This window comes from Rhizobium sp. ZPR4 (genome assembly GCF_040215725.1).
In the GTDB taxonomy this organism is placed as follows: Bacteria; Pseudomonadota; Alphaproteobacteria; order Rhizobiales; family Rhizobiaceae; genus Rhizobium; species Rhizobium rhizogenes_D.
Map to the genome: position 1 here is coordinate 3,037,564 of NZ_CP157967.1, position 24,953 is coordinate 3,062,516.

Genomic DNA, 24,953 nt, shown 5'->3' on the forward strand with positions numbered 1-24,953 from the left:
CCCTCGTGGTTCGGAGCTTCCACACCTCACCATGAGGGCTGATCTCCCTTGCGCAATCTAAAGATCACCCAGCTCACTAAGGCAGCTAAGCTGCCAACCAATCGGCGCAAAAGTCACTCCACCTCATGGTGAGGTGCCCTATTGCCGAAGCATAGCGCAGGCAATGGGGCCTCGAACCACGAGGTGGCCACGGGGCCAGCTTCAAAACTCTGTTAGATCCCGCCCTGCCAGATCTTGATCGCATCGACCGGCCAGACCAGCATCAGCACATTGAGCGTGAGATTGTCGCGGATCAGATAGCCGGTGAGCAGCTCGAAGAAGATGGCGATGGCAACTGTCACCAGCACCGGGGCGCGCCAGGCAAACAGGAAGCCGACCACCATGAACACGGCATCCATCGACGAATTGAGGATGCTGTCGCCGACATAATCGAGCGAGATCGTCGCCGAACGATAGCGGTTGATGATGATCGGAGAATTTTCCAACAGCTCCCAGCCGGATTCGATCAGCATGGCAACGAAGAGCCGCATCGACAGCGGCCTGCCGCGCATGATCAGATGCGTGAGGCCGAAGAAGAGGAAACCGTGGATGATGTGCGACGGCGTGTACCAGTCGGCGATATGCTGCGAATTGCCGCTCGACTTCACCACCGGCTCGAAGAGCTTCACATAGCCGCAGGTGCAGATCGGCACGCGGCCCATCATATATTCCGCGACGATCTGCACGAGCAGAACGACGGCGCAGGCGATGAACCAGAAGCTCTGCTGGCGGTAGCGGTTTTGCGCGTCGACGGTTTCGCTCATTTTCCGCCTTCCGCCGGCGGCTCGATCGTGTGCTTCATGATCAACGGCATCTGCGACAGGGTGAAGATAATAGTGATCGGCATCGTCGCCCACACCTTGAAGTTCACCCAGAGATTATCCGCGGCCTTGGTGTCGGGCAGGTAGTACCAGTTCGAGCCGCGCCAGACGACTTCATTGAGCACGGCCAGCACGAAGAAGAAAATGCCCCAGCGCAGCGTCAGCTTGCGCCAGCCTTCGGCATCCAGCTGGAAGGCGGCGTTGAAAACGTAGCCGAGCAGCGACTTGCCGAAAGCAAGGCCGCCGAGCAGCGCAACGCCGAATAGCGCATTGACGATGGTCGGCTTCATCTTGATGAAGGTTTCGTTTTGCAGGTAGATGCCAAGCGCCCCGAAGATCAGCACCACGATGCCGGAGACGAAGGGCATCAGCGGCAGATGGCCGAGCATGACCTTCGAGACGACGAGCGAGATCACCGTTGCAGCCATGAACAGGCCAGTGGCGACGAAGAGCGGGCCGCCGAGCGCGGCCAGCTGCGGGAAATGCTGCACCAGCCAGTCGCCGCGCAGATTGCCGAAGAAGAACACCAGCAAAGGCCCGAGTTCCAGCACCAGCTTCAGCATCGGATGGTGCTTGTCGGCGGCACTTGGGGTGAGATCGCTGTCGCTGGTCGTCATTGCGGCACTTTCCCTGTCATCAAATTTGTCATCGAGTTTGTTCTTGTCGTTCATTGGCCGTTTCCAGCCCCCGTGCCCGCGATGGCATTGGCGAAATCCTCGGCCTCGAACGGCTCGAGATCGTCTACACCCTCGCCGACGCCGATGAAATAGACCGGCAGCTTATGCTTGGCGGAGATAGCGACAAGAATGCCGCCGCGTGCCGTGCCGTCAAGCTTTGTCATGATCAGCCCGTTGACGCCGGCGACATTGCGGAAGATTTCCACCTGGTTCAAGGCATTCTGGCCGGTGGTCGCATCCAGCGTCTGCAGCACGGTATGCGGCGCATCCGGATCGAGCTTGCCGAGCACACGCACGATCTTTTCCAGCTCGGCCATCAGCTCCGCCTTGTTCTGCAAACGGCCGGCGGTATCGATGATCAGCACGTCGCTCTTGTTGGCCTTGGCCTGCTGGAAAGCGTCGAAGGCAAGGCCGGCCGCATCCGCGCCGAGCTTGGTGCCGATGAATTCCGACTTGGTACGGTCCGCCCAGATCTTCAGTTGCTCGATGGCCGCGGCGCGGAACGTATCGCCGGCAGCGACCATGACCTTCAGCCCGGCGCCCGAGAGCTTTGCCGCCAGCTTGCCGATCGTCGTCGTCTTGCCGGTGCCATTGACGCCAACCACGAGGATGACATGCGGCTTGTGGCTAAGGTCGAGCTGCAAGGGCTTTGCGACCGGCTTCAACACCTTGGCGATTTCCTGCGCCATGATGCGACCGACATCCTCGCTCGTTACATCCTTGCCGTAGCGCTCGGAAGCAAGGGTATCGGTGACGCGCATCGCCGTTTCGACGCCGAGATCGGCCTGGATCAGCAGATCTTCCAGATCCTGCAGCGTCTGATCGTCGAGCTTGCGCTTGGTGAAAAGCGCCGCGATCTGGCCGGTGAGCTGCGACGAGGTGCGCGCAAGCCCGGCGCGCAGGCGCTGAAACCAGGAGAGTTTTTGCTTTGGGGCTTCTGGAACTGGTGCAGGGGTTGAGGCAGCGGTGGAGAAACCCTTGGGGAGGATGGGGGCAGATGGAGTTTCGGTGACTTCCGAGGAAGGTTTGGAGCGTGCTTCGGTTTCCGTGCTTTCAGACGAAGGTTCCAAGTTTGCCGAAGCTTCCTCGCCCCCCTCTGTCCTCTCGGACATCTCCCCCACAAGGGGGGAGATCGGTTCGATGGGGTGCTCTTCCGAAACTACACTAGCTTCAGTATCGGCAGATTGCTCCGGTTCGAGTGCCTGAAGGTCGTCACGCTGCTCTTGCGACTCGGATTCAAAAGAATCGGGAGTCTCAGCGGCCCCAATCTCTTTCGCGCCGGAAGCCTCCGCCTGGCTTTTAGCCTCATGCTCCTGCTCAGCCGGCGCGGCATCCTCCAACCGATCTCCCCCCTCGTGGGGGAGATGTCCCGAAGGGACAGAGGGGGGCGACGCGGGCTCGACAAATTCGGAAGCCGGCGAAACATCTACAGCAGGCGCATCAACCTTCTGCGAAACCTCTGCAGGCGCCTGCTCCTCGGCCGGCTTTTCACGGCCGAAGGTGAAGACTTTTTTGATGAAACCGAGCGCCATGAAATGTCCGTTGAAGCATTAGGCCGCGTCGGCGGCCAGAAGTTGCATGTCGAGGTGCTTGCCATTGTGGCCGGTGATTGCGACCTGCACAAGGTCGCGCGGGCGAAGGCCGGGGGCGGCGACAAGCGTGAAGTTTTCCGTATGCGCCAGCCCGCCATTCTCCACAAGCAGCCATTGCCGCGTGCCAACCATCTTGTTGAGATGAGCCTGGTGCAATCTTTGTCCAGCCTCGCGCAGGCGGGCGGCGCGTTCCTTGATCAGTCCGCGATCGAGCTGCGGCATGCGGGCAGCCGGCGTGCCGGGGCGCGGGCTATACGGGAACACGTGCAGATGCGCGATACCGGCCTCCTCCGCAAGCCCAACGGCATTGGCAAACATCTCCTCCGTCTCCGTCGGAAAACCGGCGATCATATCCGCGCCGAAACTCGTCTCGGGGCGCAGGCGACGCACGTCCTCGATAAAGCGAAAAGCATCGGCGCGCGAATGCCGCCGCTTCATCCGCTTGAGGATCATGTCGTCGCCATGCTGCAGCGAGAGATGCAGATGCGGCATGAAGCGCGGCTCGTCGGCGATGAGATCCATCAGATGCCGATCGGCCTCGATGCTGTCGATGGAGGACAGCCGCAGCCGGCGGATTTCCGGGATCTGCTTCAGCAGCGTCTTGGCAAGCAGGCCGAGCGTCGGCGTTCCCGGCAAATCGGCGCCATAACTCGTGGCATCGACGCCGGTCAGCACGATCTCGCGATAGCCGCTTTCGACCAGATTACGGGCCTGATCGACGACAGCGCCCATCGGCACAGAGCGCGAATTGCCGCGGCCATAAGGGATGATGCAGAAGGTGCAGCGATGGTCGCAGCCATTCTGCACCTGAATGAAAGCGCGCACGTGACCGTCGATATGGCGGATCATCTGCGGCGCTGTCGCCCGCACGCTCATGATATCGTTGACGCGCAGCTTCTCTTCCGCCGAAACGCCGAAATCCGGCAGGGAACGATAGGAAGCGCTCGTCAGCTTCTCCTCATTGCCGAGCACGGCATCCACTTCGGGCATTTCAGCAAAAGTCTGCTTCTCCGTCTGTGCCGCGCAGCCTGTGACGATAATGCGCGCATGCGGATTGTCGCGGCGCGCCCTGCGGATCGCCTGGCGCGCCTGACGCACGGCTTCGCCCGTCACGGCGCAGGTATTGACCAGAATGGCGTTGTTGAGCCCGGCTTTTTCCGCCTCGGCCCTCATCACTTCGGATTCATAGGTATTGAGACGGCAGCCGAAGGTAATGACCTCGACCCCGCTCACCGCGCCTGAGCCCCCTGCTCTTCATCGCGCGAGAAGCTGCCTGTGACCGGATCGACCATGCCGGACCATTCCCACTCGGCAGGCCCTGTCATGACGACATGATCGTTGCTTTCAAGCCATTCGATGGTGAGCTTGCCCGGAGCGGGCGCCGAGGCGACGTCGATCGTCACCTTGCGGCCGGTGCGGCCGGTGCGGGCGGCACTGACGGCAGTCGCGCAGGCGGCCGAACCGCAGGCAAGCGTCAGGCCGGCGCCGCGCTCCCAGGTACGGGTGCGCACAAGGGTCGGCGAAAGCACCTGCGCCAGCGTGATATTGGCGCGCTCGGGAAACATCGGATGGTTTTCGAGCAGCGGGCCGAAGCGATCGAGATCGAAGGACATCGGGTCTCTGTCCACCCAGAAGACCGCATGCGGATTGCCCATCGACATCACAGAAGGCGAATGCAGGACGGGATTATCGATCGGCCCGATCTGCAGCTCGATGCGGCTGGTATCGGCAAATTCCTCGGCAAGCGGGATCTTGTCCCAGGCAAAGACAGGCGTGCCCATATCGACCGAGATCGTGCCGTCCTCGTGCTCCCTGGCATTCAGGATGCCGGCGACGGTCTGGAAGGTGAACACCTTTTTGCCGGTTTCGGCCGCCAGCGCCTGCACGACGCAGCGCGTGCCGTTGCCGCAGGCCTGCGCCTTCGTGCCATCGCAGTTCAGGATGTCGATCCAGGCGTCGGTGCCATCAATCTTCGGATCGTGGATCGCCATGATCTGGTCGAACTGGGTCGCTGGATCGGCATTGAGCGCGATCGCAGCAGCAGGCGTCACCACATCCTTGCGGCCGCGCATGTCGACGACCAGGATCTTGTTGCCAAGCCCGTTCATCCTCGCGAATTCGACCGTATTGCTCATGATGCCATGTCCGTCCGTGTTTTCGAGCTGTATATGGCGGAATTGCGGGGGAATTACCAGTGGGGCGTGAAGGACGGCGCTATTGAGATTTGGCCGGCTTGTCTCGAACGACGAAGGCGGTAGCCTCGTCTTTCAACTAAATGTCTCGATATGATCCCGCCAGGAAGCCTTGACGCAATCTATTTTGAGAAAAAATCATTCCCCATGTCGGATCACCGGAACCCAGCACGTCCTAGGCTCGTCCACTCCGTCAAACCAGAAGGATTTTGACAATGCCGAATACCATACGCCTGCACCGCGTCCTGGCCACCAGCCCGGAAAAGGTCTATCGCGCATTCATCGAAGCGGATGCGCTTGCTAAGTGGCTGCCGCCGAACGGCTTTGCCTGCACCGTGCATCATCTGGAGCCGAGCGTCGGCGGCACGTTCAGAATGTCGTTCCGCAACTTCACGACCGGCGCCAGCCACTCCTTCGGCGGCGATTTCCGTGAGCTGATCCCGGGCGAGCTGGTGCGTTATACCGACAAGTTCGACGACCCGAACCTACCGGGCGAAATGGAAGTGACCGTGACCTTGAAGAAGGTCCTCGTCGGAACCGAAGTCAACATCACCCAGGCCGGCGTGCCCGATGTCATTCCGCCGGAGGCCTGCTATCTTGGCTGGCAGGAATCGCTGATCAATCTCGCAAAGCTCGTCGAGCCAGAGATCAACCAGTAAGTCGTCAAGACTTTCAAGATTCAGCCCCCTCTCCCCCGGGGAGAAGGGGCTTTCGGCCTGAACGACAGATTCAGCCAACAGGCACGTCAAAAACTTCCCCTGCCCGGAGCGGACGAAAGCGATCCGGCTCCACGCCCTCCGCCTTCAGCGCGGTATCCAGCGCCTGAACGGGCGCATCGATGCCCTCGTCCGTCAGCTGGAAGGTCGCAAAGTGATGGCCGGCGACATAGGCGGCCCTGCAAAGCTTCATGCCCTTCACCGCTTCTTCCGGATTCTGGTGCTGCCCCTTCATGAACCAGCGAGGCTCGTAGGCGCCGAAAGGCAGGATCGCGAGGCGGAAACCACCATGCTTGCCGGCGGCCGCTTCATAATTGATGCCTCCGTGAAAGCCGGTGTCGCCGACATGGTAGATCTTGCCCGATGGCGTCGTCAGCACGAATGCCGCCCAGAGGGCCATGCGCCGGTCGCCCATGCCCCGCGCCGACCAGTGATGGCAGGGCTCGACATCGATGGTCACCCCAGCCCTGAAAGCGATGCGGTCACCCCAGTCGACCACGGTGATATCGGCGTCGGGAACGGCGCGGCGGATGATCGTGTCGTTGCCGAGCGGCGTGAGGATTTTCGGCCGGTGCGCCTGCTGCAGGCGGACAAGCGTTGCGAGATCGAGGTGGTCGTAGTGATTATGCGTCACCAGCACGAGGTCGATATGCGGCAGGTCCTCGAAGCGGATGCCGGGCGGCACCACGCGCTTCGGCCCTAGGGATCGGAAGGGGCTGACCCGCTCCGACCAGACCGGATCGGTCAGGATGTTCAGCCCGGCAATCTGCACCAGCATAGAGGCATGGCCGACCATCGTTACCCGCATCTGCTCGCCGAACACATGTCTGTCGGGCTTGGCCGGAGGAAAGGCGCTGATGACGGGATTGGGCCAGCGCACCCGCCCGCCGCCGAGCTGCCAGCGCAGGAGATCGAAGGCCCCGCCCGGCTCGACGCCACCGGGATTGAAGAAGCGTTGGCCGTCGAAATGATCGGAAACCGGGCCTTGATAATAGGGATTCTTCTTGGCCGAGCCGGATGAGCTGGTCATGCCTTCTCCGCCCCTTGCGCGCCGGTCGCTTCGCCGGCTGGCAGGCCGATCCTCGCGAACCATTCCTCTGCCTCTTGCGCCGTCAATGTCTCTTCCAACACCACATTCGCCGGCATGGCGAAAAGCTGCGGCGTGAAGAAGCTCGTATCCCACAGCACCGCACCTTCGATGGGTGCCGAAAGCAGGATGACCTGCCGGCCATCGATGCGGGCAATCGTCTCCACCGATGCCTCGCCGGAAATCTCGTGGAAGCCCGGCTCATCCGGCTGCATCGTCTCATAGCGCCACCAAGGCTCGTCATTGCCCTCTTCGGCCACGGTCACGCAGCGCGCCATATCGACAATGAACCTGTTGGGCGCACGACCGCCGGGCAGCCGCTCGCCGAAAGCCGCCTGGATGAGCGTGAACAGATGAAAGCAGTTGACGATATTCTCATACCGCAGACGAAAACCCTGGCGGCTCGGCAGATGCAGCACCAGCAGCACGTCGCTGCGGCTCAGGAGTACCTGGCGGACCCAGGCCGCACCCGGCGTATAATCCTGAAGTTCCGCAAGCTGCGCCATCAGCGCCTTGTTGCCGGCGGCGAGTGCACGCTCCTGCGGCATGCCGGAAAGATGCGAAACTGCCGATTGGCCGAGCAGCTGGAAAGCGTCGAGCAGCTGCCTTTGCCGCGGGCTCAGCTCCTTGCGGCCGGCAAAGCCGCGATGGATCTGCGGCAGCCACGCCAGATAGAGCTCCCATACGGCAGCACCGCTGCGCTCGACCGCCCCGCCCTTTTCGACGATGGTTCCAAGCATATTGGCAAGAACGGCGGCACCCGGCGGCGGCAGACGGCTGAGCTCGCGCGCCGCCCGCGCCGCGATCTTCGGTTGCGCCTTGGCGCTGGCGTAAAAGGCTTGCGCCGCTTCGTTGAAGCGCGCGTCGACTCGGCCGCCTGCGTAAGCGCGGCAGGCGACGAGAAGATCGGTCAGGGCTGCATCATTCATTCGAAACGGTCTCGGGGGAATCACTGGATGGCGGGATCGATACAACAATTGGAAGACGATGGTACGGTCAATCGACATTGGTATGGCGATGGTATGGCGATCTCATGCGCGCATTTCAGGCATTTCGGCCGCTTTGGGTTGACTTTGACGGCCTTTTCCTGTTTATCGCCCGCAATCTGCGACGAGCACAAGCCTCCGAGCCACCGACCGGGACCCATAGAGGTATAAAGAGATCCCGGAGGTCAACACCCGACAGCGCGATGCGCCCTCGGGTGGTTTTTGGCTTTGCGTCTTGTTTTCGTCATGGAAAAGCACGACGTTTTCGGGCGAGGAACCGCGCATAGGCGCAAATCCAAATTCCCGAGCGATCGATAAGGAAGAACCGATGTTTGAAAACCTCCAGGACCGTCTTGGTTCCATTCTGAATGGACTGACAGGCCGCGGCGCGCTTTCGGAAGCCGATGTTTCCGCAGCGCTGCGCGAGGTTCGCCGCGCGCTGCTCGAAGCCGACGTGGCACTGGATGTCGTTCGCTCCTTTACCGACCGCGTCCGCGAAAAGGCCGTCGGCGCCGAAATCCTGAAGTCGATCAAGCCCGGCCAGATGGTCGTCAAGATCGTCCATGACGAGCTGATCGAAATGCTCGGCGGCGAAGGCGTGGGCATCGATCTCAATGCACCTGCCCCTGTCGTCGTCATGATGGTCGGCCTGCAGGGTTCTGGTAAGACGACGACGACGGCGAAGATCGCCAGCCGCATGACGAGCCGCGACCGCAAGAAGGTCCTGATGGCCTCGCTCGACACGCGCCGTCCGGCCGCGCAGGAGCAGCTGCGCCAGCTCGGCGTGCAGACGGGCGTCGACACGCTTCCGATCATCGCGGGTCAGTCGCCGACCGATATTGCCGCGCGCGCCGTGCAGGCTGCCAAGCTCGGCGGCCATGACGTCGTCATCCTCGACACCGCCGGCCGCACGCATATCGACGAGCCGCTCATGGTCGAGATGGCGGATATCAAGAAGAAGTCCAATCCGCACGAAATCCTGCTGGTTGCCGACAGCTTGACCGGTCAGGACGCTGTCAATCTCGCCCGCAACTTCGACGAGCGCGTCGGGATCACCGGCCTCGTGCTGACCCGTATGGACGGCGACGGCCGCGGCGGTGCGGCCCTTTCGATGCGCGCCGTGACCGGCAAGCCGATCAAGCTGATCGGCGTCGGCGAAAAAATGGGCGAGCTGGAAGAATTCCATCCCCGCCGCATCGCCGACCGCATCCTCGGCATGGGCGACATCGTCTCGCTGGTCGAGCGGGCAGCCGAGAATATCGACGCCGAAAAGGCGGCTGCCATGGCCGCCAAGATGGCCAAGGGCAAGTTCGACCTGAACGATCTGGCCGACCAGCTCGGTCAGATGCAGAAGATGGGCGGCATGGGCGGCATCATGGGCATGATGCCCGGCATGGCCGGCATGAAGGACAAGATGGCCGCAGCCGGCCTCAACGACAAGCTTTTCGGCCGCCAGCTCGCCATCATCTCCTCGATGACCAAGGCAGAGCGCGCCAATCCGGACCTCCTCAAGCATTCCCGCAAGAAGCGCATCGCCGCCGGCTCCGGCACCGACGCCTCCGACATCAACAAGCTTCTGAAAATGCACCGCCAGATGGCGGACATGATGAAGATGATGGGCGGCAAGGGCAAAGGCGGCATGATGAAGCAGCTCATGGGCGGCCTTGCCGGCAAGATGGGCCTCGGCGGCGGTATGGGCGGCATGCCCGACCTGTCGAACATGGACCCCAAGCAGCTCGAAGCCCTGCAGAAGCAGGCCGAAGCCGCAGGCCTCGGTCGTCCCGGCGGCATGCCAGGCCTCGGCGGCGGTGGTGGTTTGCCAGGTCTCGGTGGCGCCAAGCTACCAGGCCTCGGCGGTGGTTTCCCGGGGCTTCCCGGTTTGCCGAAGAAGAAGTGAGAAGGATCGTTGACCCCCATGATTGATCCAGACATCAAGGCCCAATTGGGCAACTACCGCCAGTCGATCGACAATATCGATGCCGCACTGGTGCATATGCTGGCCGAACGCTTCCGCTGCACCAAAGAGGTCGGCGTGCTGAAGGCCAAGTACGACCTGCCGCCGGCCGACCCGGCGCGCGAAGAATTTCAGATCGAGCGCCTGCGCCGCCTGGCAAAGGACGCAAATCTGGACCCGGATTTCGCCGAGAAGTTCCTGAACTTCGTCATCAAGGAAGTCATCCGGCATCATGAACAGATCGCTGCGGATTTCAAAGGGTAACCCCCTGGCCGCATGATCCCGAAAGACGCGAGCACGTTTTCGAGAGGGATCACGCAGCACGAGAAAAGCAGCGCGACGTAACCATACCGCACAACGAAGCGGTCAAGAAAAGCCTAAGGAGAATGAACATGGCATTGAAAATTCGTCTCGCCCGCGGTGGCTCCAAGAAGCGCCCGTACTACCACGTTGTTGTTGCCGACGCCCGCTCGCCGCGCGACGGCCGTTTCCTGGAGACCCTCGGCTCCTGGAACCCGATGCTTGCCAAGGACGACGCCAAGCGCGTTGAACTCAAGGCCGAGCGCATCAAGCATTGGCTCGACCACGGCGCACAGCCGACCGACCGCGTTCTGCGCTTCCTCGCCGAAGCCGGCATCGCAACGCGCGAAGCCAAGAACAACCCGGAAAAGGCAAAGCCGGGCAAGCGCGCTCAGGAACGCGCTGCTGAAAAGGCACAGAAGGCTGCTGACGCCGCCGCTGCTGCTTCTGAATAATCGGTCCTTGTGACTGTCGAAAACGGGCGGCATGGCAACATGCCGCCCGTTTTTTGTTTCCCATCGGCTGGCGTTCAGCCTATGAGAGAACGCAATTGATCCCGGCAATCGGCGAAGAAACCATGACGAAACTGCAAAATCCGGTACTGATGGCAACGATCGGCGCAGCGCAGGGCCTGAGAGGCGAGGTGCGCGCCCGCGCCTATACATCCGATCCGACCGCACTCGGCGACTACGGCCACCTGCACAGCATGGACGGCCGCAGCTTCGAGGTGCTGGAAATCCGCGAAGCCAAGAACGTTGTGGTGGTGCGCTTTCGCGGCGTCAATGACCGCAACGCCGCCGAAGCGTTGAACGGGCTGGAACTCTACATCGAGCGCGACAACCTGCCGGACGAGGAACTCGACGACGACGAATTCTTCTACACCGACCTCGAAGGTCTGGAAGCCGTCGACGACGAGGGCACCGGCTACGGCACGGTCAGCGGCGTCTATGATTTCGGCGCCGGCGATCTGCTGGAGCTGAAAGGCCCCGGCAAGCGCCCCGTGCTGATCCCTTTCTCTGAAGCCGCCGTGCTCGAAATCGATCTGGAGGGCGGCAAGATTTTAATAGATCCTCTGGCCGCCGGCCTGATCGACAGTCCCGACGACCTGATCGGCAAACCGGAAAAGTCGGAAAAACCCGAGAAGCCGCAGGGCAAGCCGAAGAAGAAGTGATCCTCGTTGGGAAGTGACCGCGCCATGAGTTTCCAGGCGACCATATTGACGCTTTATCCCGAGATGTTTCCCGGTCATCTCGGCACCTCGCTTGCCGGCAAGGCGATGGAACGCGGGCAGTGGTCGCTCGACACTCTGCAGATCCGCGACTTCACGACCGACAAGCACCGCACCGTCGACGACACGCCGGCCGGTGGCGGCGCCGGCATGGTGCTGAAGCCGGATGTGCTTGCCCGCGCCATCGACCACGCCAGCGAGAACGACAGCCGCCCGCGCCTGCTGATGAGCCCGCGCGGCAAGCCGCTGACGCAGAAGCGCGTGCGCGAACTTGCTGATGGAGACGGCGTCATCATCGTCTGCGGCCGCTTCGAAGGCGTCGACCAGCGCGTCATCGACGGCCGCGACCTCGAGGAAGTCTCGATCGGCGACTACATCCTCTCAGGCGGCGAGCCGGCTGCCCTCATCCTGCTCGACGCCATCGTCCGCATCCTGCCCGGCGTCATGGGCAACGACCTCTCCGGCCTGCACGAAAGTTTTGAAGGCGGCCTGCTGGAACATCCGCACTATACCCGCCCGCAAATCTGGGAGGGTCGCGAGATTCCAGCCATCCTCACCTCAGGCAACCACGCGGCAATTGCCAAATGGCAGAAAGAGCAGGCCGAGCAGCTGACGAAGGAGCGCCGGCCGGATCTTCTGCCAAAACCATCAGCGAAATAGCTCCAAACCGGCCGCCAGATCAAAAACTGCCCCCGGGGCACCCCAATCCGCAACAAAGGCCACTTAAATCGGCCGCAAGGGGTGACAAACCCGTGACAATGAGGTATGTGCGCGCCCGGCATGGGAAATTTCCCATCAACCACCAAAGAAAAGCAGACGTATCCGCCCCTGCCGTAACAGGCATATATCCGAGGCGAGACTTTCGGGTCCGACCAAGGATAGATCGTTCGGGCGCTCTGGCTGTTGAAGCAACAACGAGGTTGATACTATGAACATCATTCAGCAGTTGGAAGCCGAACAGGCTGCCAAGATCGAAGCCAAGCGCACGCTTCCCGAATTTTCCGCTGGCGACACCGTTCGCGTCAACGTGAAGGTCACGGAAGGCAACCGTACCCGCGTTCAGGCCTATGAAGGCGTTTGCATCGCCCGCTCCGGCGGCGGTCTGCAGGAAAACTTCACGGTTCGCAAGATCTCCTACGGCGAAGGCGTCGAGCGCGTATTCCCGGTCTACTCTCCGATGATCGAAAGCGTCGAAGTCGTTCGCCGCGGTAAGGTCCGTCGCGCCAAGCTCTACTACCTGCGCGACCTGCGCGGTAAGGCTGCCCGTATCGTCGAGAACACCGGCACCCGCGCCCGCAAGCTCAACGACGCCGAGCGCCAGGCTCTGGCCGAAGAGAAGGCACGCATCGAAGCCGAGAAGGTTGCAGCCGCCCAGGCGCTCGCAGCCGAGAAGGCAGCAGCTGAAGCCGCAGAAGCAAAGGCAGCTGCAGAAGCTGCTGCTGCAGCCGCAGCAGCCGAGCCGGCAGCAGAATAAGCTTCGATCCACACGGATCGCAGCAATGGAAGGCGGCCCTCGGGTCGCCTTTTTTGCTGCCTGCCACATACACAGGGCGGGTCTGCATCGGGCGAAAAGAATATTTCTCTATTCGCTGTCCACTTTGGGGTTGCTTTTCCATTTTTATGATCGCGACCATGGCAATCGCCTTGCCATCCCCTTCACAAATATGACAGTTTTCCGCCACGCTTGCGCCGGATGAGTTCAGGTCGAACCGACCTGAAATCTGAGGCCGCGCCAGTATCAAATAGGGAGAGCATGACGTCATCCGAAAACCGCTGACACTTTTCGGCATCATGCTCTAATCGGGGAGATTTCCATGGCATTCCGTCGTTCGTTTCTTTTGGGCCTCAGCGCCCTCGTGCTTGCGCCTTTCGCCTCCTTCGCCGCCGATCTGCCTGATCTCAAGGGCAAGACCGTCGTCGTCGTCACCGAGAATGCCTATCCGCCGCTGCAGTTCATCGATCCGAAGACGAACAAGGCGATCGGCTGGGAATATGACGCGATGAACGAGATCGCCAAGCGCCTGAACTTCAAGGTCGAATACCAGAACACCAGCTGGGATGCGATGATCCAGGCCGTCTCCGAAGGCCAGTACAACATCGGCATGACCGGCATCACCATCAAGGACGACCGCAAGCAGAAGGTGGATTTCTCCGATCCCTACATGCGCTCCGAACAGTTCATGCTCGTGCGCGGCGACGAGAAGCGCTTCACGGATGCCAAGAGCTTCGCCGCTTTCAAGGACGGTCTGATCGGCGCACAGCCGGGCACGACGCCCTTCTACACCGCCGTCTATTCGGTCCTCGACGGCAACGAGCAGAACCCGCGCATCAAGACCTTCGAAACCTTCGGCGCCACCGTGCAGGCACTGAAGACGGGTGACGTCGATACGGTTCTGACCGATGGCACCGCCGGCAAGGGCTATGTCGATGCCTCGAACGGCGGTCTGAAGCTGGTCGGCGGCCCGCTCGGCACCGAGGATTTCGGCTTCATCTTCCAGAAGGGTTCCGATCTCGTCGCTCCGGTCAATGCCGCGATCGCGAGCCTCAAGGCTGACGGCACGCTCGAGGCGCTGAACAAGAAGTGGTTCCTCGACTACAAGATGGGCCAATGAACTCTGAAGATCGATATATCGGAAGCCCGCTCTGATGGCACCTTTGGCAGGCCCGGGCGGGCACCGCGGCAAGGAAGACTTTCCCTGGTGGCTGGTTGCGCTTGCCATTCTCGGCATCGCCGCCTCCTTCGCAATCGCGGCGAACGGCCTCTATGCCCAGATTTTCTCTCTTCTGTTGAACGGCATCGGCGTCACGGTCTTCGTGACGCTGGTGGCGTTTACGCTCGCCATGCTGCTTGGCCTGGCGCTGGCGCTGCTCGGCCTGTCGGATTTCCTCGTGCTCAGGCAGGTCGCGCGTTTCTATATCGAGATCGTGCGCGGCATCCCGATACTGGTGCTGCTTTCCTACATCGCCTTCGTCGGCACGCCGGCCTTCGTCGCCGTTTATAATTTCATCGTCTCGCCGTTGATTTCCGCGGGCTGGATGAGCTCGCTCATCACCCGCGACGTGCCGTTCGTCTGGCGCACGATCATCGCGCTGACCATTGCCTATTCCTCCTTCATCGCCGAAATCTTCCGCGCCGGCATCCAGGCGGTCGACCAGGGCCAGATCGAGGCGGCAAAGGCGCTCGGCCTCAGCCGCTTCCAGCGCTTCCGCCTTGTGGTCTTTCCGCAGGCGATCCGCGTCATCCTGCCGCCGCTCTCCAACGATTTCATCGCCATGGTGAAGGACAGCTCGCTGGTCTCCGTGCTCGGCGTCGCCGATATCAGCCAGCTCGCCAAGCTCTACTACTCCGCCAATTTCCGCTATTTCGAAACGCTGTCGATCCTCGCCTTCATCTATCTGCTTCTGACGGTCGGCCTCTCGCTGTTGCTCAGGCAGCTCGAAGCCTGGATGCGCCGGCGTTCGGGCAGCGATCGCTCCGCCTTCCCTCGTATGGCAGCAGCACAGCCGCCAGGCGCGCAAGTTTGATCGGTGCGGCCAAATGCCGACCGTACCGACACACCCCATCGTCGCCATTGCCGAAGGTTTTGAAAATTGATATGAGCATGGCCATGAGTAAGATCATGAGCAAGGACGGGCGTTACGTCACGGCTTTCGTGCTGCAGGACCACAAGCGCCTGCCGGCACGTTTCTTTGCGATGATTTCGGGCGCGCTCAACAGCCGACTTCGCTGATCACACCCGAGGCCGGCGGTCCTGATCCGTCAATCCCCTTTTCGACAATGCCAATATGGATCTGTAGCCATGAGCGCTCCACGCACACTTTACGATAAAATCTGGGATGACCATCTGGTCGACGCGCAAGACGACGGCACCTGTCTTCTCTATATCGACCGCCATCTCGTTCACGAGGTGACGTCACCGCAGGCCTTCGAAGGCCTGCGCATGACCGGTCGAAAGGTTCACGCGCCGCAGAAGACGCTGGCTGTCGTCGACCATAACGTACCGACCTCGGCCGATCGCCATCTCGGCATCAAGAACGAGGAAAGCCGCATCCAGGTCGAGCAGCTCGCCAAGAATGCCGCCGAGTTCGGCGTGGAATACTACTCCGAAAACGACAAGCGTCAGGGCATCGTTCACATTATCGGACCCGAGCAGGGCTTCACGCTGCCCGGCATGACCATCGTCTGCGGCGACAGCCACACCTCGACCCATGGCGCCTTCGGCTCGCTCGCCCACGGTATCGGCACCTCCGAGGTCGAGCATGTGCTCGCCACGCAGACGCTGATCCAGAAGAAGGCCAAGAACATGCTGGTGCAGGTCGACGGCCAGCTGCCGCCGGGTGTCACCGCCAAGGACATCATCCTTGCCATCATCGGCGAAATCGGCACCGCGGGCGGCACCGGCTACGTCATCGAATATGCCGGCGAAGCCATTCGCGCGCTGTCGATGGAAGGCCGCATGACCATCTGCAACATGTCGATCGAAGGCGGCGCCCGCGCCGGCCTCATCGCGCCGGATGAGATCACCTTCGAATACATCAAGGGCAAGCCGCGCGCGCCGAAGGGCGAAGCGCTGGAACAGGCAATCGCCTACTGGAAAACGCTGCAGTCGGACGAAGGCGCGCATTACGACCGCATCGTCAAGCTCGATGCCGCCAGCCTGCCGCCGATCGTTTCCTGGGGCTCCTCGCCGGAAGACGTCATCTCCGTTCAGGGCGTCGTCCCGAACCCGGATGAAATCCAGGACGAGACCAAGCGTACCTCCAAGTGGCGCGCCCTCGACTATATGGGCCTGAAGCCCGGCACCCCGATGACCGAGATCAACGTCGATCGCGTCTTCATCGGCTCCTGCACCAACGGCCGCATCGAAGACCTGCGCGCCGTTGCCAAGGTCGTCGAAGGCAAGACGGTGGCCTCCACAGTCGACGCCATGATCGTTCCGGGCTCCGGCCTCGTGAAGGAGCAGGCGGAAGCCGAAGGCCTCGACAAGATCTTCAAGGCTGCCGGTTTCGACTGGCGCGAGCCTGGCTGTTCCATGTGCCTCGCCATGAACGACGACCGGCTGAAGCCGGGCGAGCGTTGCGCTTCGACCTCGAACCGCAACTTCGAAGGCCGTCAGGGCTTCAAGGGCCGCACGCATCTGGTCTCGCCGGCCATGGCCGCAGCCGCCGCGATCGCCGGTCACTTCGTCGATATCCGCGAGTGGAAGTAAACCTTCAAAGCATGAATGACAAAGGGCGGCCCGATGGCCGCCCTTTTTGTTTGCGAGTAATACCAGATGCCGAACCTATCGCTTTGACGCGACAGGCTGGCTATCAGGTGCGGCAAGTCCTGCCTGCGGAGCCTGCTGCGCCCGCTGGCTGAGCCAGACGCTACCGAGCACGATGACGATGCCGAACATCTGCATTGGGCTCAGCTGCTGGCCGAGCACTGCCCAACCCAGGATCACAGCGGTCGTCGGGCTGAGGAAGCCGAGCGGAGAGACCACGGAGGGCTCAAGCCGCGACAAGCCGCGGAACCAGAGAATATAGGTGAGCGCTGCGCCGATCAGGCCGAGATAGGTAAAGCCGAGAATGTTGGCGCCGGTCAGATGCGGCAGCGGCGGTTCGAGCAGCAGCGCCACCGGCAGCAGCAACAGGCCACCCGCCGTCAGCTGCCATGCCGTGAAGGCCAGCGGCGAGACATCGGGCCGCCAGCGGCGGCTGAGCACGGTGCCGGCTGCCATGGAAAAGGCTCCGGCAATGCCGGCGACGATACCGATCGGATCGAGCGTCGCATTCGGTGTCAGGATCAGCAACGCAACCCCGCCGATGCCGGCAATGGCTGCGATGATCGAAAGGCTGCGGATCGGCGATCCCAGCAGCAATCGCGCCAGTACGATGACGATCAGCGGCTGAACGGCACCGACGGTCGCGGCAACGCCGCCGGGCAACCGATAGGCCGAAATGAACAGCAGCCACCAGAAGACCGAAAAATTCAGCGCCCCGAGAACCAGCGACTTCAGCCACCAGACGCCATGCGGCAATTGCCTGACAATGGCGAGCAAAAGTAACCCTGCCGGTAAGGCACGCAGCATGGCGACAGTGAGGGGATAGCCGGCCGGCAAAAGCTGCGTCGTCACCAGATAGGTGCTGCCCCAGATCGCCGGCGCGATGGCGGTCAACAACAGATCGAAATTGCGGTTCATGGTCTTGGTCTCGAAATTTATCTTGATCTCAAGATAAACTGAAGTGCCTTGACGTCAAGATAAATTCATGGCGAGATCCAGGTATGGATCGCATCGACAAAATTCTCGAGCAATGGCGCCGCGAACGGCCTGACCTCGACACCTCGGCCATGGGTCTATTTGGGCGCATGCGCAATCTCACCCTCCATCTCTCGCGCGAGATGGAGAAGACCTTCGGCCGCTTCAACCTGAACTCGGCGAACTTCGACATGCTGGCGACCCTGCGCCGCTCGGGCGAGCCCTATACCCTCTCCCCCGGCGACCTGATGGAGACGATGATGGTGTCATCGGGCACGATGACCAATCGCATCGATCAGCTGGAGAGGGCCGGCCTCGTCGCCCGCAGCCAGAACCCGAATGACGGCCGCGGCTTCCTGATATCTCTGACACCAAAGGGTTTCGACCTGATCGACGCGGCAGTGACGGCGCATGTCGAAACGCAGAGGCGTTTGATCTCGACCCTTTCGGAAGGCGAAAGAAAGGCTCTTGACCGCCTGCTACGCAATTATTTAGCCGACTTCGAGCCCCATTCATAAGCCCGCGCGCCGGCGCAAACATCGCGTATGCAGCCGCGCAACCAGCGATGCGCCGGATCAGCATCCATCCGCGGGTGCCAGAGCAGCGAGATCGTCACATCGGATGTCGGCACCGGCAGCGCGAAACTATACATGCCGACACGTAGATTGCCCGTATATCGTTCGGGAACGCTGACGATCAGGTCCGACGCCCGCGCCAGAGCCAGCGCCGCCGAAAAACTGCCGACAAGCGTCGCGATCCGCCGCGCAAGCCCCAACTCTCCCAGCGCCTCGTCGATCTCTCCCTTCTGCAGGCCACGGCGTGAAACCAGAATGTGTTGCCCGGCGGCATAATGCTCCGGGGTCATCTCCCCTTCGCTCAACGGATGCCCGCTTCGGACCACGCCGATGAAGCGATCGTGGAACAGCGCCTGCGTTCGCAACTCCGGACCGGTATCGTCGCCGACAACACCAGTCTCGAAGTCGATCGTCCCATCACGCAGCGGCGTACTGTCCTTGTCCAGCTTCTGCGCGAAGTAAAGCTGGACGCCAGGCGCCTGCTCGGCAATGCGCGTAATCAGTTCAGCGCCGAAGTTCTCCGCGAAGCCTTCGCGGGTGCGCAACGTGAAAATTCGAGAAAGCTGTTTCAAATTCAGGGCCTCGGCCGGCCGTAAGGCTGCTTCCGCTTCCTGCACGAGCCGGCCGATACTTTCACGCAACTCCAGTGCCCGCGGCGTCGGCACAAGCCCGCGTCCGGCCCTGACCAGCAGCGGATCCCCTGTCGTCTCGCGCAGGCGGGCAAGCTGCCGGCTCATGGCGGATGGGCTGAGCCGCAATCGCCGGGCGGCGCGCGCGACGCTGCCTTCGGCTAGCAGAACATTGAGAGTGACAAGCAGGTTGAGATCGGGCGTGGACATGATGCGACCATAGCACGGTTTTCCCGATATATGGCGTCAGATGCACGAATGAAGTGCAAATGCTGCATATTCCGCTACATGGTGTCGAGAGCTACCGTTCTGCCGGGACTTTTTATGTCGCCAGAAACGGAGCTCATGTTGAAGCCGATCATTGAAGAGCCGGGTAAAGCCGGCCACACAAAGTCAGCATCCTCGGTCCGCTGGGCCCTTGCCAGCCTATCGCTCTCCATGCTGATGCCTTCGCTCGATACCAGCATTGCCAATGTCGGGCTGCCGACGCTCGCTCGATCATTCGATGCATCCTTCCAGCAGGTGCAGTGGATCGTGCTTGCCTATCTGCTCGCCATTACCACGCTGATCGTCAGCGTCGGACGGCTGGGCGACATTTTCGGCAGGCGACGCCTGCTGTTGATCGGCATAAGCCTCTTCACCCTCGCCTCGCTTTTCTGCGGCATCGCGCCGACACTGTGGCTACTGCTCGCAGCCAGAGGCCTGCAAGGTCTCGGCGCCGCCATGATGATGGCGCTGACCGTGGCAATGGTCGGTGAAGCCGTGCCGAAAGAGCGGACGGGCAGCGCCATGGGTCTGCTCGGCACCATGTCCGCGATCGGTACCACGCTCGGCCCGTCGCTCGGCGGCATCTTGATCGCCAGCTTCGGCTGGGAGACCATCTTCCTTGTCAATGTGCCGCTCGGGATCGTGAATTTCCTGCTCGCCGCCCGCTTCCTGCCGGCTGATCGACGAGACGGCAAAACGGCTCAGGGGCACCTGGACGGGATTGGCACCTTGCTGCTGGCCTTGACGCTGGCCGCCTATGCGCTGGCAATGACGATCGGGCATGGAAGCTTTGGCGTTTTGAATATCGATCTGCTGCTAGCCGCAGCTTCAGGCATCGCCCTGTTTGCCTTCACCGAGACGAAGGTCAAGTCGCCGCTGCTACGCCTTTCCATGTTCCGCGATCGCAAGTTCAGCACGGGTCTTGCCATGAGCACTCTCGTTTCCACCGTCATTATGGCGACGCTGGTGGTCGGCCCCTTCTATCTCTCCCGCACTCTCGGTTTCGATGCCGCCCAGGTCGGCGCCATCATGTCCGCCGGTCCGCTGGTGTCGGCGCTGACAGGCGTGCCGGCCGGCCGCATCGTCGATCGCTTCGGCGCCTCCCGCATGACCATGACTGGCCTTGTGGGTATGATCATCGGCCTGTTCCTGATGGCAGCGCTGCAAGGCCGATTTGGCGCCACCGGCTATATCGGACCGCTTGTCATCGTCACCTCGCACTATGCGCTGTTTCAGGCATCCAACAATACCACCATCATGAAGGACATCCGCCCCGAGCAGCGCGGCGTCATTTCGGGCATGCTGAGCCTGTCGCGAAATCTTGGTCTCGTCACCGGCGCATCCGTCATGGGCGCGGTCTTCGCATTCTCCTCCGGGACGATTGACATGATGACGGCGCGCCCTGAGGCGGTGGCAAATGGAATGCAGATAACCTTCGTCGTTGCCGCTCTTCTAATCGCTGCAACGCTCGTCATCGCACTGACGGGACTGACCTTCACAAAGCGCTCTGCTGTCTCCAGGGAAACGACATGAAACCCAGACAAAGAAAAGGCGGCGGCCGACAAACCCGCCATCCGACTAGGCCGCCCCGCGACCGCCGAATTCAGAAGAAACGAAATCGAGAAAACTGCGGAGCTTCGGCGTGATACGCCGATCGGGCGCGTGGAGGATGTGAAGCGAGCGCGTCGGCACATTGTATTCGGGCAGGACGGCCACCAACAATCCGGCTTCCAGGCTGGATCGAACGAGCTCGAAAGGCTGCAGGATAATGCCAAGCCCGGCGAGCGCTGCCTGTAGCAGCGCCTCGCCGTTGTCGATCATCAGCCGGCCGGAAATGGGAATGTTCACGCTCCCATCCGGCCCTTCAAGATCCCAATGCGTCCTCAACATGGTGTGCGAAAAGATGAGGCAATCATGCACCTTCAGATCATCCGGCTTCGAAGGCATGCCACGGGAGCGGAGATAGTTCGGCGCCGCACAGACCACCAGCCGATAGGGATCGAGGCGTCGGGCGATCAAGCCGCTGTCGACAAGTTCGCCGACGCGAAAGACCGCGTCATAGCCCTCATCGATCAAATCGACCAAGCGGTTGGAGAGCGACAGCTCTATCGAAACCTCCGGATATGCGCCGAGATATTTGGGAAGCCTCGGCGTAAGAGCATGAATTCCGAATGAGACGGGGGCGTTGATCTTCAACTTTCCGCGCGGCACCACCCGCGTCTCGGCCGCCAAGGCCTCTGCGGATTCGACCTCGGCCAAAATATTACGGCAGCGCTCGTAGAACTGGCTTCCGACTTCGGTAAGATGCTGGCGGCGCGTGGTTCGGTTGATGAGCCGAATGCCCAGATGCTGTTCGAGAAATTGCACATGCTTGCCGACAAGCTGTGGCGACATGTTCAGCGCATCCGCGGCAGCGCTGAACGAGCCGAGCTCGACCGCTTTCACGAAGATGCTCATGCTGGACAAGCGATCCATTAGAAATAACCTGTTTCGAGTATAACTCCATATAGATCATTTATCTCGATATGACGATAATCATATTCATTCATCAGCAACCACAAAGGAGCTGATGAATATGAAAATCGCTGTGATTGGTACTGGCAATATGGGTGCTGGCCTCGCCCGCCTGCTGGCAAAAACGGGTTATGATCTGGTGATCGGCCATCGCGACCCGGCAAAGGCTGCGTCCTTTGCCGCAGAGCTGGGTGAAAATGTCGAGGTAGGCGGCATTGCCGCCGCCGTCAAGCTCGCCGATATCGCCATTCTGGCGCTGCCCTATGGCGCGATAGCGGAAGCATTGAAGGAAGCCGGCAATATCAAGGGAAAGGTTCTGGTCGACATCAGCAACCCCATCACCGCAGACTTCCGCGGCCTGGTTGTCGGACACTCGACTTCGGCGGCCGAGGAGATCCAGGCTCTCGCGCCTGGGGCAACGGTGATAAAGGCGTTCAACACCATCTTCGCGCAGCTGCTGCCGCTCGAAGCACGCAAGGACAAGACGGTGCAGGTCTTCGTCGCCGGTGACGATGAAAAAGCCAAGGACGCCGTCTCTCGCTTCGTCAATGCCGCCGGCTTCGAAGCGGTTGACGCTGGCCCGCTTTCCAATGCCCGCTTCATCGAGCCCATCGGCGAGATGAACATCCACTTCGGCTTCTTCCTCGGCAAGGGTCCTTCCGTAGCACCCGCCTGGGTTCAGCTCTGAGGACACGCGTTAGCACACATACGAAAAAGGCCCGGAACTTTCGCTCCGGGCCTTGCCGAATGGATGATCGACGGCTCCTATCGATCAGAAACTAGCCGTCAGCGGGTCAGGACCGATACGGCCGCCAGCCGAATCGAGCTTGGCGATGTCAGCCAGATCGTCGCCGTCGAGCTTGAAGTCGAAAACCCTGAGGTTTTCCTCGATGCGGCTCGGCGTCACCGATTTCGGGATGACGATCAGCCCGTTGTCGATGTGCCAGCGGATGATGACCTGTGCCGGCGTGCGACCGTGCTTGGCGGCGACCTTGCCGATGACGTCATTGGTGAGAAGCTTGCCCTGGCCGAGCGGGCTCCACGATTCGGTCTTGATCCCGAGCCTGTCGTGAACGGCGCGCAGTTCCTTCTGCTGGAACGTCGGATGCAGCTCGATCTGGTTCAGGACAGGCGTGACGCCGGTCTCGCCGATGATACGGTCGAGATGCGCGGCGGCAAAATTGGAAACGCCGATCGAACGGGCGCGGCCTTCCTCCTTCAGACGCACAAAAGCCTTCCAGGTGTCGAGATAGCGGTTGCGGTGCGGCGACGGCCAGTGGATCAGGTAGAGGTCGACATAGTCGGTGCCAAGGCGCTTCAGGCTTTCGTCGAAGGCCTTCAGCGTGGAATCGAAGCCCTGCGCCTCGTTCCAGAGCTTGGTTGTGAGATAGATATCCTTGCGGGCGACGCCGGACTGGCGCATGCCTTCGCCGACACCATCCTCGTTTTCATAGATGGCTGCGGTATCGACATGGCGATAGCCGGCTTTCAAAGCCGTGCTGACAGCCATTGGCGCGACATTCTCCGGCGTCTGCCAGACACCGAGGCCGACCTGCGGAATGGAATTGCCGTCATTGAACGTGATTGTCGGTTGCGTGGTCACGATAAGTCTCCAAGGGATGAGAAGCGGGTGGAGTGAAGGCGTGATTTAAATTCTAAAAGAAAAGGGCCGGACCGGTCCGCATGGGTGCACCGGTCTAGATGCCATATAGTGGAGAGTGTTGGGATTTTAACCCCAGCCGACATTTCAGACAACCCGAACGGTCGTGCCTCTTCGCAGCGATGGCAGGATACGCCTCATGTCGCGAAGGCTGATTGCGACACACCCGGCCGTCGGCTCATATCCCGGCCTGATCAGATGGAAGAAGATCGCCGAGCCGCGGTTGCGCCGGCGCGAGCTCACATTCCAGTCAAGCACCAGGCAGACATCGTAAAGGCCATCGCCTCGCTGCAATTCCTCGTGGCTCGGCCTGAAAGGAGCCTTCACCAGCCTGTTGTAATTGGGATCGCCGGGCTGGTCGCACCAGAGCATATCCTTCCGGATCCGCAGCATCGGCAGGGTCGTTTTCAGGGAACGGACCCGATCGCCCCGCGTGAAGCCGTAGAGCAGCTTCATATCCGCGATCGGTGTCGCGCCGTCCCCTTCGCGCTTCAGGATACTGCGTCCGGACCGGCCGATCGCCGCCGGCACGGTCACGCCTCCCACCTGCACCAGCGCCCGCGTTTTCTTACCCGGCTGAGGACGCACGACGATCGTCGAAGCGCTCCGCCTGGCCCCCGCCCTTGTCTTTTGCATTTTCCTCACATGTTTTTGCTTTGCGCGTGATTTCATTTGAAATCATAGCAGTTTCAACCAAACGACCAAGCCTGAGCCGCGTCGCGACTTGCTAAAAATGCAATTTGGCGTAGGACTTAAGTGGGATTAGAACGAGGATCCGAACGGCATGACCGCACGCACCATTCTCCTGGTGGACGATGACAATGACCTGCGCGAGATGTTGGTCGAGCAATTATCGCTTTACGAGGAATTCAACGTCCTGCAGGAGGCGACTGCCGGAAAGGGCGTGCAAACCGCGCGCACCGTGCCCGTCGATCTCCTGATCATGGATGTGGGCCTGCCTGATATGGACGGCCGCGAGGCCGTGAAGCTGCTGCGCAAGAACGGCTTCAAGGCGCCGATCATCATGCTGACGGGTCACGACACGGACTCCGACACCATCCTCGGTCTGGAAGCCGGCGCCAACGACTATGTGACGAAACCCTTCCGCTTCGCCGTACTGCTCGCCCGCATCCGTGCGCAGCTACGCCAGCACGAGCAGAGCGAAGACGCAACCTTCACCGTCGGCCGCTACCTCTTCAAGCCGAGCCAGAAGCTGCTCACCACCGAAGACGGACAGAAGATCCGCCTGACGGAAAAGGAAGCCGCCATCATCCGCTATCTCTATCGCGCCGACCAGAAGGTCGTGACCCGCGATATCCTTCTCGAAGAAGTCTGGGGCTACAATTCCGGCGTGACCACTCACACGCTCGAAACCCATGTCTACCGCCTTCGCCAGAAGATCGAGCGCGATCCCTCCAATGCCGAGATCCTGGTAACGGAAAACGGCGGCTACAAGATCATTCCATAGGCAATC

At 61.2% G+C, this 24,953-nt stretch carries 27 protein-coding genes; 15 read left to right on the forward strand and 12 right to left on the reverse strand.

Features of this window, described 5'->3' with window-relative positions; genetic code table 11:
- Window positions 1-212: 212 nt before the first annotated feature.
- From ABOK31_RS14870 to dapF, 5 genes are read right to left on the reverse strand one after another with little or no spacing between them, the layout of a single operon-like run.
- Entirely contained in the window at window positions 213-803 is a 591-nt protein-coding gene (locus ABOK31_RS14870; RefSeq protein WP_349956511.1) for a DUF2585 domain-containing protein, read from the reverse strand.
- On the reverse strand, window positions 800-1,531 hold the full coding sequence (locus ABOK31_RS14875) for a septation protein A (RefSeq protein ID WP_174178124.1): 732 nt from the start codon (window positions 1,529-1,531) through the stop codon (window positions 800-802). Before ABOK31_RS14875 ends, ABOK31_RS14870 begins: the two co-directional genes overlap by 4 nt.
- Entirely contained in the window at window positions 1,528-3,069 is a 1,542-nt protein-coding gene (ftsY, locus tag ABOK31_RS14880; RefSeq protein WP_349956512.1) for a signal recognition particle-docking protein FtsY, read from the reverse strand. The genes ABOK31_RS14875 and ftsY overlap by 4 nt, the downstream gene beginning before the upstream one ends.
- A gap of 18 nt (window positions 3,070-3,087) precedes the next feature.
- Complete coding sequence (mtaB, locus tag ABOK31_RS14885) at window positions 3,088-4,362, reverse strand: tRNA (N(6)-L-threonylcarbamoyladenosine(37)-C(2))-methylthiotransferase MtaB (protein WP_349956513.1); 1,275 nt, start codon at window positions 4,360-4,362, stop codon at window positions 3,088-3,090.
- On the reverse strand, window positions 4,359-5,264 hold the full coding sequence (gene dapF, locus ABOK31_RS14890; RefSeq protein ID WP_349956514.1) for a diaminopimelate epimerase: 906 nt from the start codon (window positions 5,262-5,264) through the stop codon (window positions 4,359-4,361). The genes mtaB and dapF overlap by 4 nt, the downstream gene beginning before the upstream one ends.
- 272 nt (window positions 5,265-5,536) lie before the next feature.
- Here dapF and ABOK31_RS14895 point away from each other — a divergent pair, with 272 nt between their 5' ends.
- A complete protein-coding gene (locus tag ABOK31_RS14895) occupies window positions 5,537-5,980 on the forward strand; it encodes an SRPBCC family protein (RefSeq protein WP_075853825.1) in 444 nt (147 codons plus the stop codon).
- Window positions 5,981-6,050: 70 nt separating this feature from the next.
- On the opposite strand, the gene ABOK31_RS14900 is transcribed toward ABOK31_RS14895, so the two are convergent.
- Together ABOK31_RS14900 and ABOK31_RS14905 are read right to left on the reverse strand one after the other, a co-directional pair.
- Window positions 6,051-7,067, reverse strand: a complete 1,017-nt coding sequence (locus ABOK31_RS14900) for an MBL fold metallo-hydrolase (RefSeq protein WP_349956515.1) — start codon at window positions 7,065-7,067, stop codon at window positions 6,051-6,053.
- Entirely contained in the window at window positions 7,064-8,053 is a 990-nt protein-coding gene (locus ABOK31_RS14905) for a hypothetical protein (RefSeq protein WP_349956516.1), read from the reverse strand. The genes ABOK31_RS14900 and ABOK31_RS14905 overlap by 4 nt, the downstream gene beginning before the upstream one ends.
- A gap of 385 nt (window positions 8,054-8,438) precedes the next feature.
- Here ABOK31_RS14905 and ffh point away from each other — a divergent pair, with 385 nt between their 5' ends.
- The 10 genes from ffh to leuC all read left to right on the forward strand — a co-directional run bounded on the left by ffh (window position 8,439) and on the right by leuC (window position 16,802).
- Window positions 8,439-10,007 (forward strand): signal recognition particle protein, encoded by a 1,569-nt coding sequence (gene ffh, locus ABOK31_RS14910; RefSeq protein ID WP_349956517.1) that lies wholly within the window; start codon window positions 8,439-8,441, stop codon window positions 10,005-10,007.
- A gap of 18 nt (window positions 10,008-10,025) precedes the next feature.
- A complete protein-coding gene (locus ABOK31_RS14915) occupies window positions 10,026-10,328 on the forward strand; it encodes a chorismate mutase (protein WP_015341476.1) in 303 nt (100 codons plus the stop codon).
- 128 nt (window positions 10,329-10,456) lie between these two features.
- Window positions 10,457-10,819, forward strand: coding sequence for a 30S ribosomal protein S16 (gene rpsP, locus ABOK31_RS14920; RefSeq protein ID WP_113345201.1), 363 nt, complete (start codon window positions 10,457-10,459; stop codon window positions 10,817-10,819).
- Window positions 10,820-10,941: 122 nt separating this feature from the next.
- On the forward strand, window positions 10,942-11,535 hold the full coding sequence (rimM, locus tag ABOK31_RS14925; RefSeq protein WP_174178140.1) for a ribosome maturation factor RimM: 594 nt from the start codon (window positions 10,942-10,944) through the stop codon (window positions 11,533-11,535).
- 24 nt (window positions 11,536-11,559) lie between these two features.
- Window positions 11,560-12,252 (forward strand): tRNA (guanosine(37)-N1)-methyltransferase TrmD, encoded by a 693-nt coding sequence (trmD, locus tag ABOK31_RS14930; protein WP_349956518.1) that lies wholly within the window; start codon window positions 11,560-11,562, stop codon window positions 12,250-12,252.
- A 268-nt stretch (window positions 12,253-12,520) separates the two neighbouring features.
- Window positions 12,521-13,066 carry a 50S ribosomal protein L19 gene (rplS, locus tag ABOK31_RS14935; protein WP_174178152.1) on the forward strand — a complete coding sequence of 182 codons (546 nt, stop codon included), beginning with the start codon at window positions 12,521-12,523 and terminating at the stop codon, window positions 13,064-13,066.
- Window positions 13,067-13,406: 340 nt separating this feature from the next.
- Complete coding sequence (locus ABOK31_RS14940; protein WP_349956519.1) at window positions 13,407-14,204, forward strand: transporter substrate-binding domain-containing protein; 798 nt, start codon at window positions 13,407-13,409, stop codon at window positions 14,202-14,204.
- Between the two features lie 34 nt (window positions 14,205-14,238).
- Window positions 14,239-15,117 carry an amino acid ABC transporter permease gene (locus ABOK31_RS14945; protein WP_349956520.1) on the forward strand — a complete coding sequence of 293 codons (879 nt, stop codon included), beginning with the start codon at window positions 14,239-14,241 and terminating at the stop codon, window positions 15,115-15,117.
- A gap of 83 nt (window positions 15,118-15,200) precedes the next feature.
- Window positions 15,201-15,323 carry a hypothetical protein gene (locus tag ABOK31_RS14950; RefSeq protein ID WP_280117190.1) on the forward strand — a complete coding sequence of 41 codons (123 nt, stop codon included), beginning with the start codon at window positions 15,201-15,203 and terminating at the stop codon, window positions 15,321-15,323.
- 69 nt (window positions 15,324-15,392) lie between these two features.
- The gene (gene leuC / locus ABOK31_RS14955) at window positions 15,393-16,802 is read left to right on the forward strand and encodes a 3-isopropylmalate dehydratase large subunit (protein ID WP_174178158.1); all 1,410 of its coding nucleotides are present in this window, start codon (window positions 15,393-15,395) and stop codon (window positions 16,800-16,802) included.
- A 75-nt stretch (window positions 16,803-16,877) separates the two neighbouring features.
- On the opposite strand, the gene ABOK31_RS14960 is transcribed toward leuC, so the two are convergent.
- Window positions 16,878-17,777 (reverse strand): EamA family transporter, encoded by a 900-nt coding sequence (locus ABOK31_RS14960; protein ID WP_349956521.1) that lies wholly within the window; start codon window positions 17,775-17,777, stop codon window positions 16,878-16,880.
- An 83-nt stretch (window positions 17,778-17,860) separates the two neighbouring features.
- Here ABOK31_RS14960 and ABOK31_RS14965 point away from each other — a divergent pair, with 83 nt between their 5' ends.
- Window positions 17,861-18,352 (forward strand): MarR family transcriptional regulator, encoded by a 492-nt coding sequence (locus ABOK31_RS14965; protein ID WP_174178162.1) that lies wholly within the window; start codon window positions 17,861-17,863, stop codon window positions 18,350-18,352.
- Here ABOK31_RS14965 and ABOK31_RS14970 read toward each other — a convergent pair.
- On the reverse strand, window positions 18,322-19,248 hold the full coding sequence (locus tag ABOK31_RS14970; protein WP_174178164.1) for a LysR family transcriptional regulator: 927 nt from the start codon (window positions 19,246-19,248) through the stop codon (window positions 18,322-18,324). The genes ABOK31_RS14965 and ABOK31_RS14970 overlap by 31 nt on opposite strands.
- Before the next feature lie 135 nt (window positions 19,249-19,383).
- On the opposite strand from ABOK31_RS14970, the gene ABOK31_RS14975 reads away from it, so the two are divergent.
- Window positions 19,384-20,838, forward strand: a complete 1,455-nt coding sequence (locus ABOK31_RS14975) for an MFS transporter (RefSeq protein ID WP_349956522.1) — start codon at window positions 19,384-19,386, stop codon at window positions 20,836-20,838.
- A 45-nt stretch (window positions 20,839-20,883) separates the two neighbouring features.
- Here the strand turns inward: ABOK31_RS14975 and ABOK31_RS14980 are convergent, their stop codons facing one another.
- On the reverse strand, window positions 20,884-21,780 hold the full coding sequence (locus ABOK31_RS14980; RefSeq protein ID WP_349956523.1) for a LysR family transcriptional regulator: 897 nt from the start codon (window positions 21,778-21,780) through the stop codon (window positions 20,884-20,886).
- Window positions 21,781-21,880: 100 nt separating this feature from the next.
- Here ABOK31_RS14980 and ABOK31_RS14985 point away from each other — a divergent pair, with 100 nt between their 5' ends.
- The gene (locus ABOK31_RS14985) at window positions 21,881-22,507 is read left to right on the forward strand and encodes an NADPH-dependent F420 reductase (protein WP_349956524.1); all 627 of its coding nucleotides are present in this window, start codon (window positions 21,881-21,883) and stop codon (window positions 22,505-22,507) included.
- An 84-nt stretch (window positions 22,508-22,591) separates the two neighbouring features.
- Here the strand turns inward: ABOK31_RS14985 and ABOK31_RS14990 are convergent, their stop codons facing one another.
- A complete protein-coding gene (locus ABOK31_RS14990) occupies window positions 22,592-23,422 on the reverse strand; it encodes an aldo/keto reductase (RefSeq protein ID WP_174178172.1) in 831 nt (276 codons plus the stop codon).
- Window positions 23,423-23,566: 144 nt separating this feature from the next.
- Complete coding sequence (locus ABOK31_RS14995) at window positions 23,567-24,115, reverse strand: L,D-transpeptidase family protein (RefSeq protein ID WP_174178174.1); 549 nt, start codon at window positions 24,113-24,115, stop codon at window positions 23,567-23,569.
- Between the two features lie 148 nt (window positions 24,116-24,263).
- Here ABOK31_RS14995 and ABOK31_RS15000 point away from each other — a divergent pair, with 148 nt between their 5' ends.
- Entirely contained in the window at window positions 24,264-24,947 is a 684-nt protein-coding gene (locus ABOK31_RS15000; protein WP_092717256.1) for a response regulator transcription factor, read from the forward strand.
- Window positions 24,948-24,953 lie beyond the last annotated feature (6 nt).

Excerpts from the sequence above, each read along its gene's own strand:
- ABOK31_RS14900 (WP_349956515.1), bottom strand. The coding sequence starts at position 7,067 with ATGACCAGCTCATCCGGCTCGGCCAAGAAGAATCCCTATTATCAAGGC.
- ABOK31_RS14875 (WP_174178124.1), bottom strand. The coding sequence starts at position 1,531 with ATGAACGACAAGAACAAACTCGATGACAAATTTGATGACAGGGAAAGT.
- ABOK31_RS15000 (WP_092717256.1), top strand. The coding sequence starts at position 24,264 with ATGACCGCACGCACCATTCTCCTGGTGGACGATGACAATGACCTGCGC.
- ABOK31_RS14940 (WP_349956519.1), top strand. The coding sequence starts at position 13,407 with ATGGCATTCCGTCGTTCGTTTCTTTTGGGCCTCAGCGCCCTCGTGCTT.
- ABOK31_RS14870 (WP_349956511.1), bottom strand. The coding sequence starts at position 803 with ATGAGCGAAACCGTCGACGCGCAAAACCGCTACCGCCAGCAGAGCTTC.
- ffh (WP_349956517.1), top strand. The coding sequence starts at position 8,439 with ATGTTTGAAAACCTCCAGGACCGTCTTGGTTCCATTCTGAATGGACTG.
- trmD (WP_349956518.1), top strand. The coding sequence starts at position 11,560 with ATGAGTTTCCAGGCGACCATATTGACGCTTTATCCCGAGATGTTTCCC.
- ABOK31_RS14985 (WP_349956524.1), top strand. The coding sequence starts at position 21,881 with ATGAAAATCGCTGTGATTGGTACTGGCAATATGGGTGCTGGCCTCGCC.
- ABOK31_RS14995 (WP_174178174.1), bottom strand. The coding sequence starts at position 24,115 with ATGCAAAAGACAAGGGCGGGGGCCAGGCGGAGCGCTTCGACGATCGTC.
- ABOK31_RS14915 (WP_015341476.1), top strand. The coding sequence starts at position 10,026 with ATGATTGATCCAGACATCAAGGCCCAATTGGGCAACTACCGCCAGTCG.
- dapF (WP_349956514.1), bottom strand. The coding sequence starts at position 5,264 with ATGAGCAATACGGTCGAATTCGCGAGGATGAACGGGCTTGGCAACAAG.
- leuC (WP_174178158.1), top strand. The coding sequence starts at position 15,393 with ATGAGCGCTCCACGCACACTTTACGATAAAATCTGGGATGACCATCTG.
- ABOK31_RS14965 (WP_174178162.1), top strand. The coding sequence starts at position 17,861 with ATGGATCGCATCGACAAAATTCTCGAGCAATGGCGCCGCGAACGGCCT.
- ABOK31_RS14960 (WP_349956521.1), bottom strand. The coding sequence starts at position 17,777 with ATGAACCGCAATTTCGATCTGTTGTTGACCGCCATCGCGCCGGCGATC.
- ABOK31_RS14975 (WP_349956522.1), top strand. The coding sequence starts at position 19,384 with ATGTTGAAGCCGATCATTGAAGAGCCGGGTAAAGCCGGCCACACAAAG.
- rpsP (WP_113345201.1), top strand. The coding sequence starts at position 10,457 with ATGGCATTGAAAATTCGTCTCGCCCGCGGTGGCTCCAAGAAGCGCCCG.
- ABOK31_RS14895 (WP_075853825.1), top strand. The coding sequence starts at position 5,537 with ATGCCGAATACCATACGCCTGCACCGCGTCCTGGCCACCAGCCCGGAA.
- ABOK31_RS14950 (WP_280117190.1), top strand. The coding sequence starts at position 15,201 with ATGAGTAAGATCATGAGCAAGGACGGGCGTTACGTCACGGCTTTCGTG.
- ABOK31_RS14945 (WP_349956520.1), top strand. The coding sequence starts at position 14,239 with ATGGCACCTTTGGCAGGCCCGGGCGGGCACCGCGGCAAGGAAGACTTT.
- rimM (WP_174178140.1), top strand. The coding sequence starts at position 10,942 with ATGACGAAACTGCAAAATCCGGTACTGATGGCAACGATCGGCGCAGCG.
- ABOK31_RS14970 (WP_174178164.1), bottom strand. The coding sequence starts at position 19,248 with ATGTCCACGCCCGATCTCAACCTGCTTGTCACTCTCAATGTTCTGCTA.
- ABOK31_RS14905 (WP_349956516.1), bottom strand. The coding sequence starts at position 8,053 with ATGAATGATGCAGCCCTGACCGATCTTCTCGTCGCCTGCCGCGCTTAC.
- ABOK31_RS14980 (WP_349956523.1), bottom strand. The coding sequence starts at position 21,780 with ATGGATCGCTTGTCCAGCATGAGCATCTTCGTGAAAGCGGTCGAGCTC.
- rplS (WP_174178152.1), top strand. The coding sequence starts at position 12,521 with ATGAACATCATTCAGCAGTTGGAAGCCGAACAGGCTGCCAAGATCGAA.
- ftsY (WP_349956512.1), bottom strand. The coding sequence starts at position 3,069 with ATGGCGCTCGGTTTCATCAAAAAAGTCTTCACCTTCGGCCGTGAAAAG.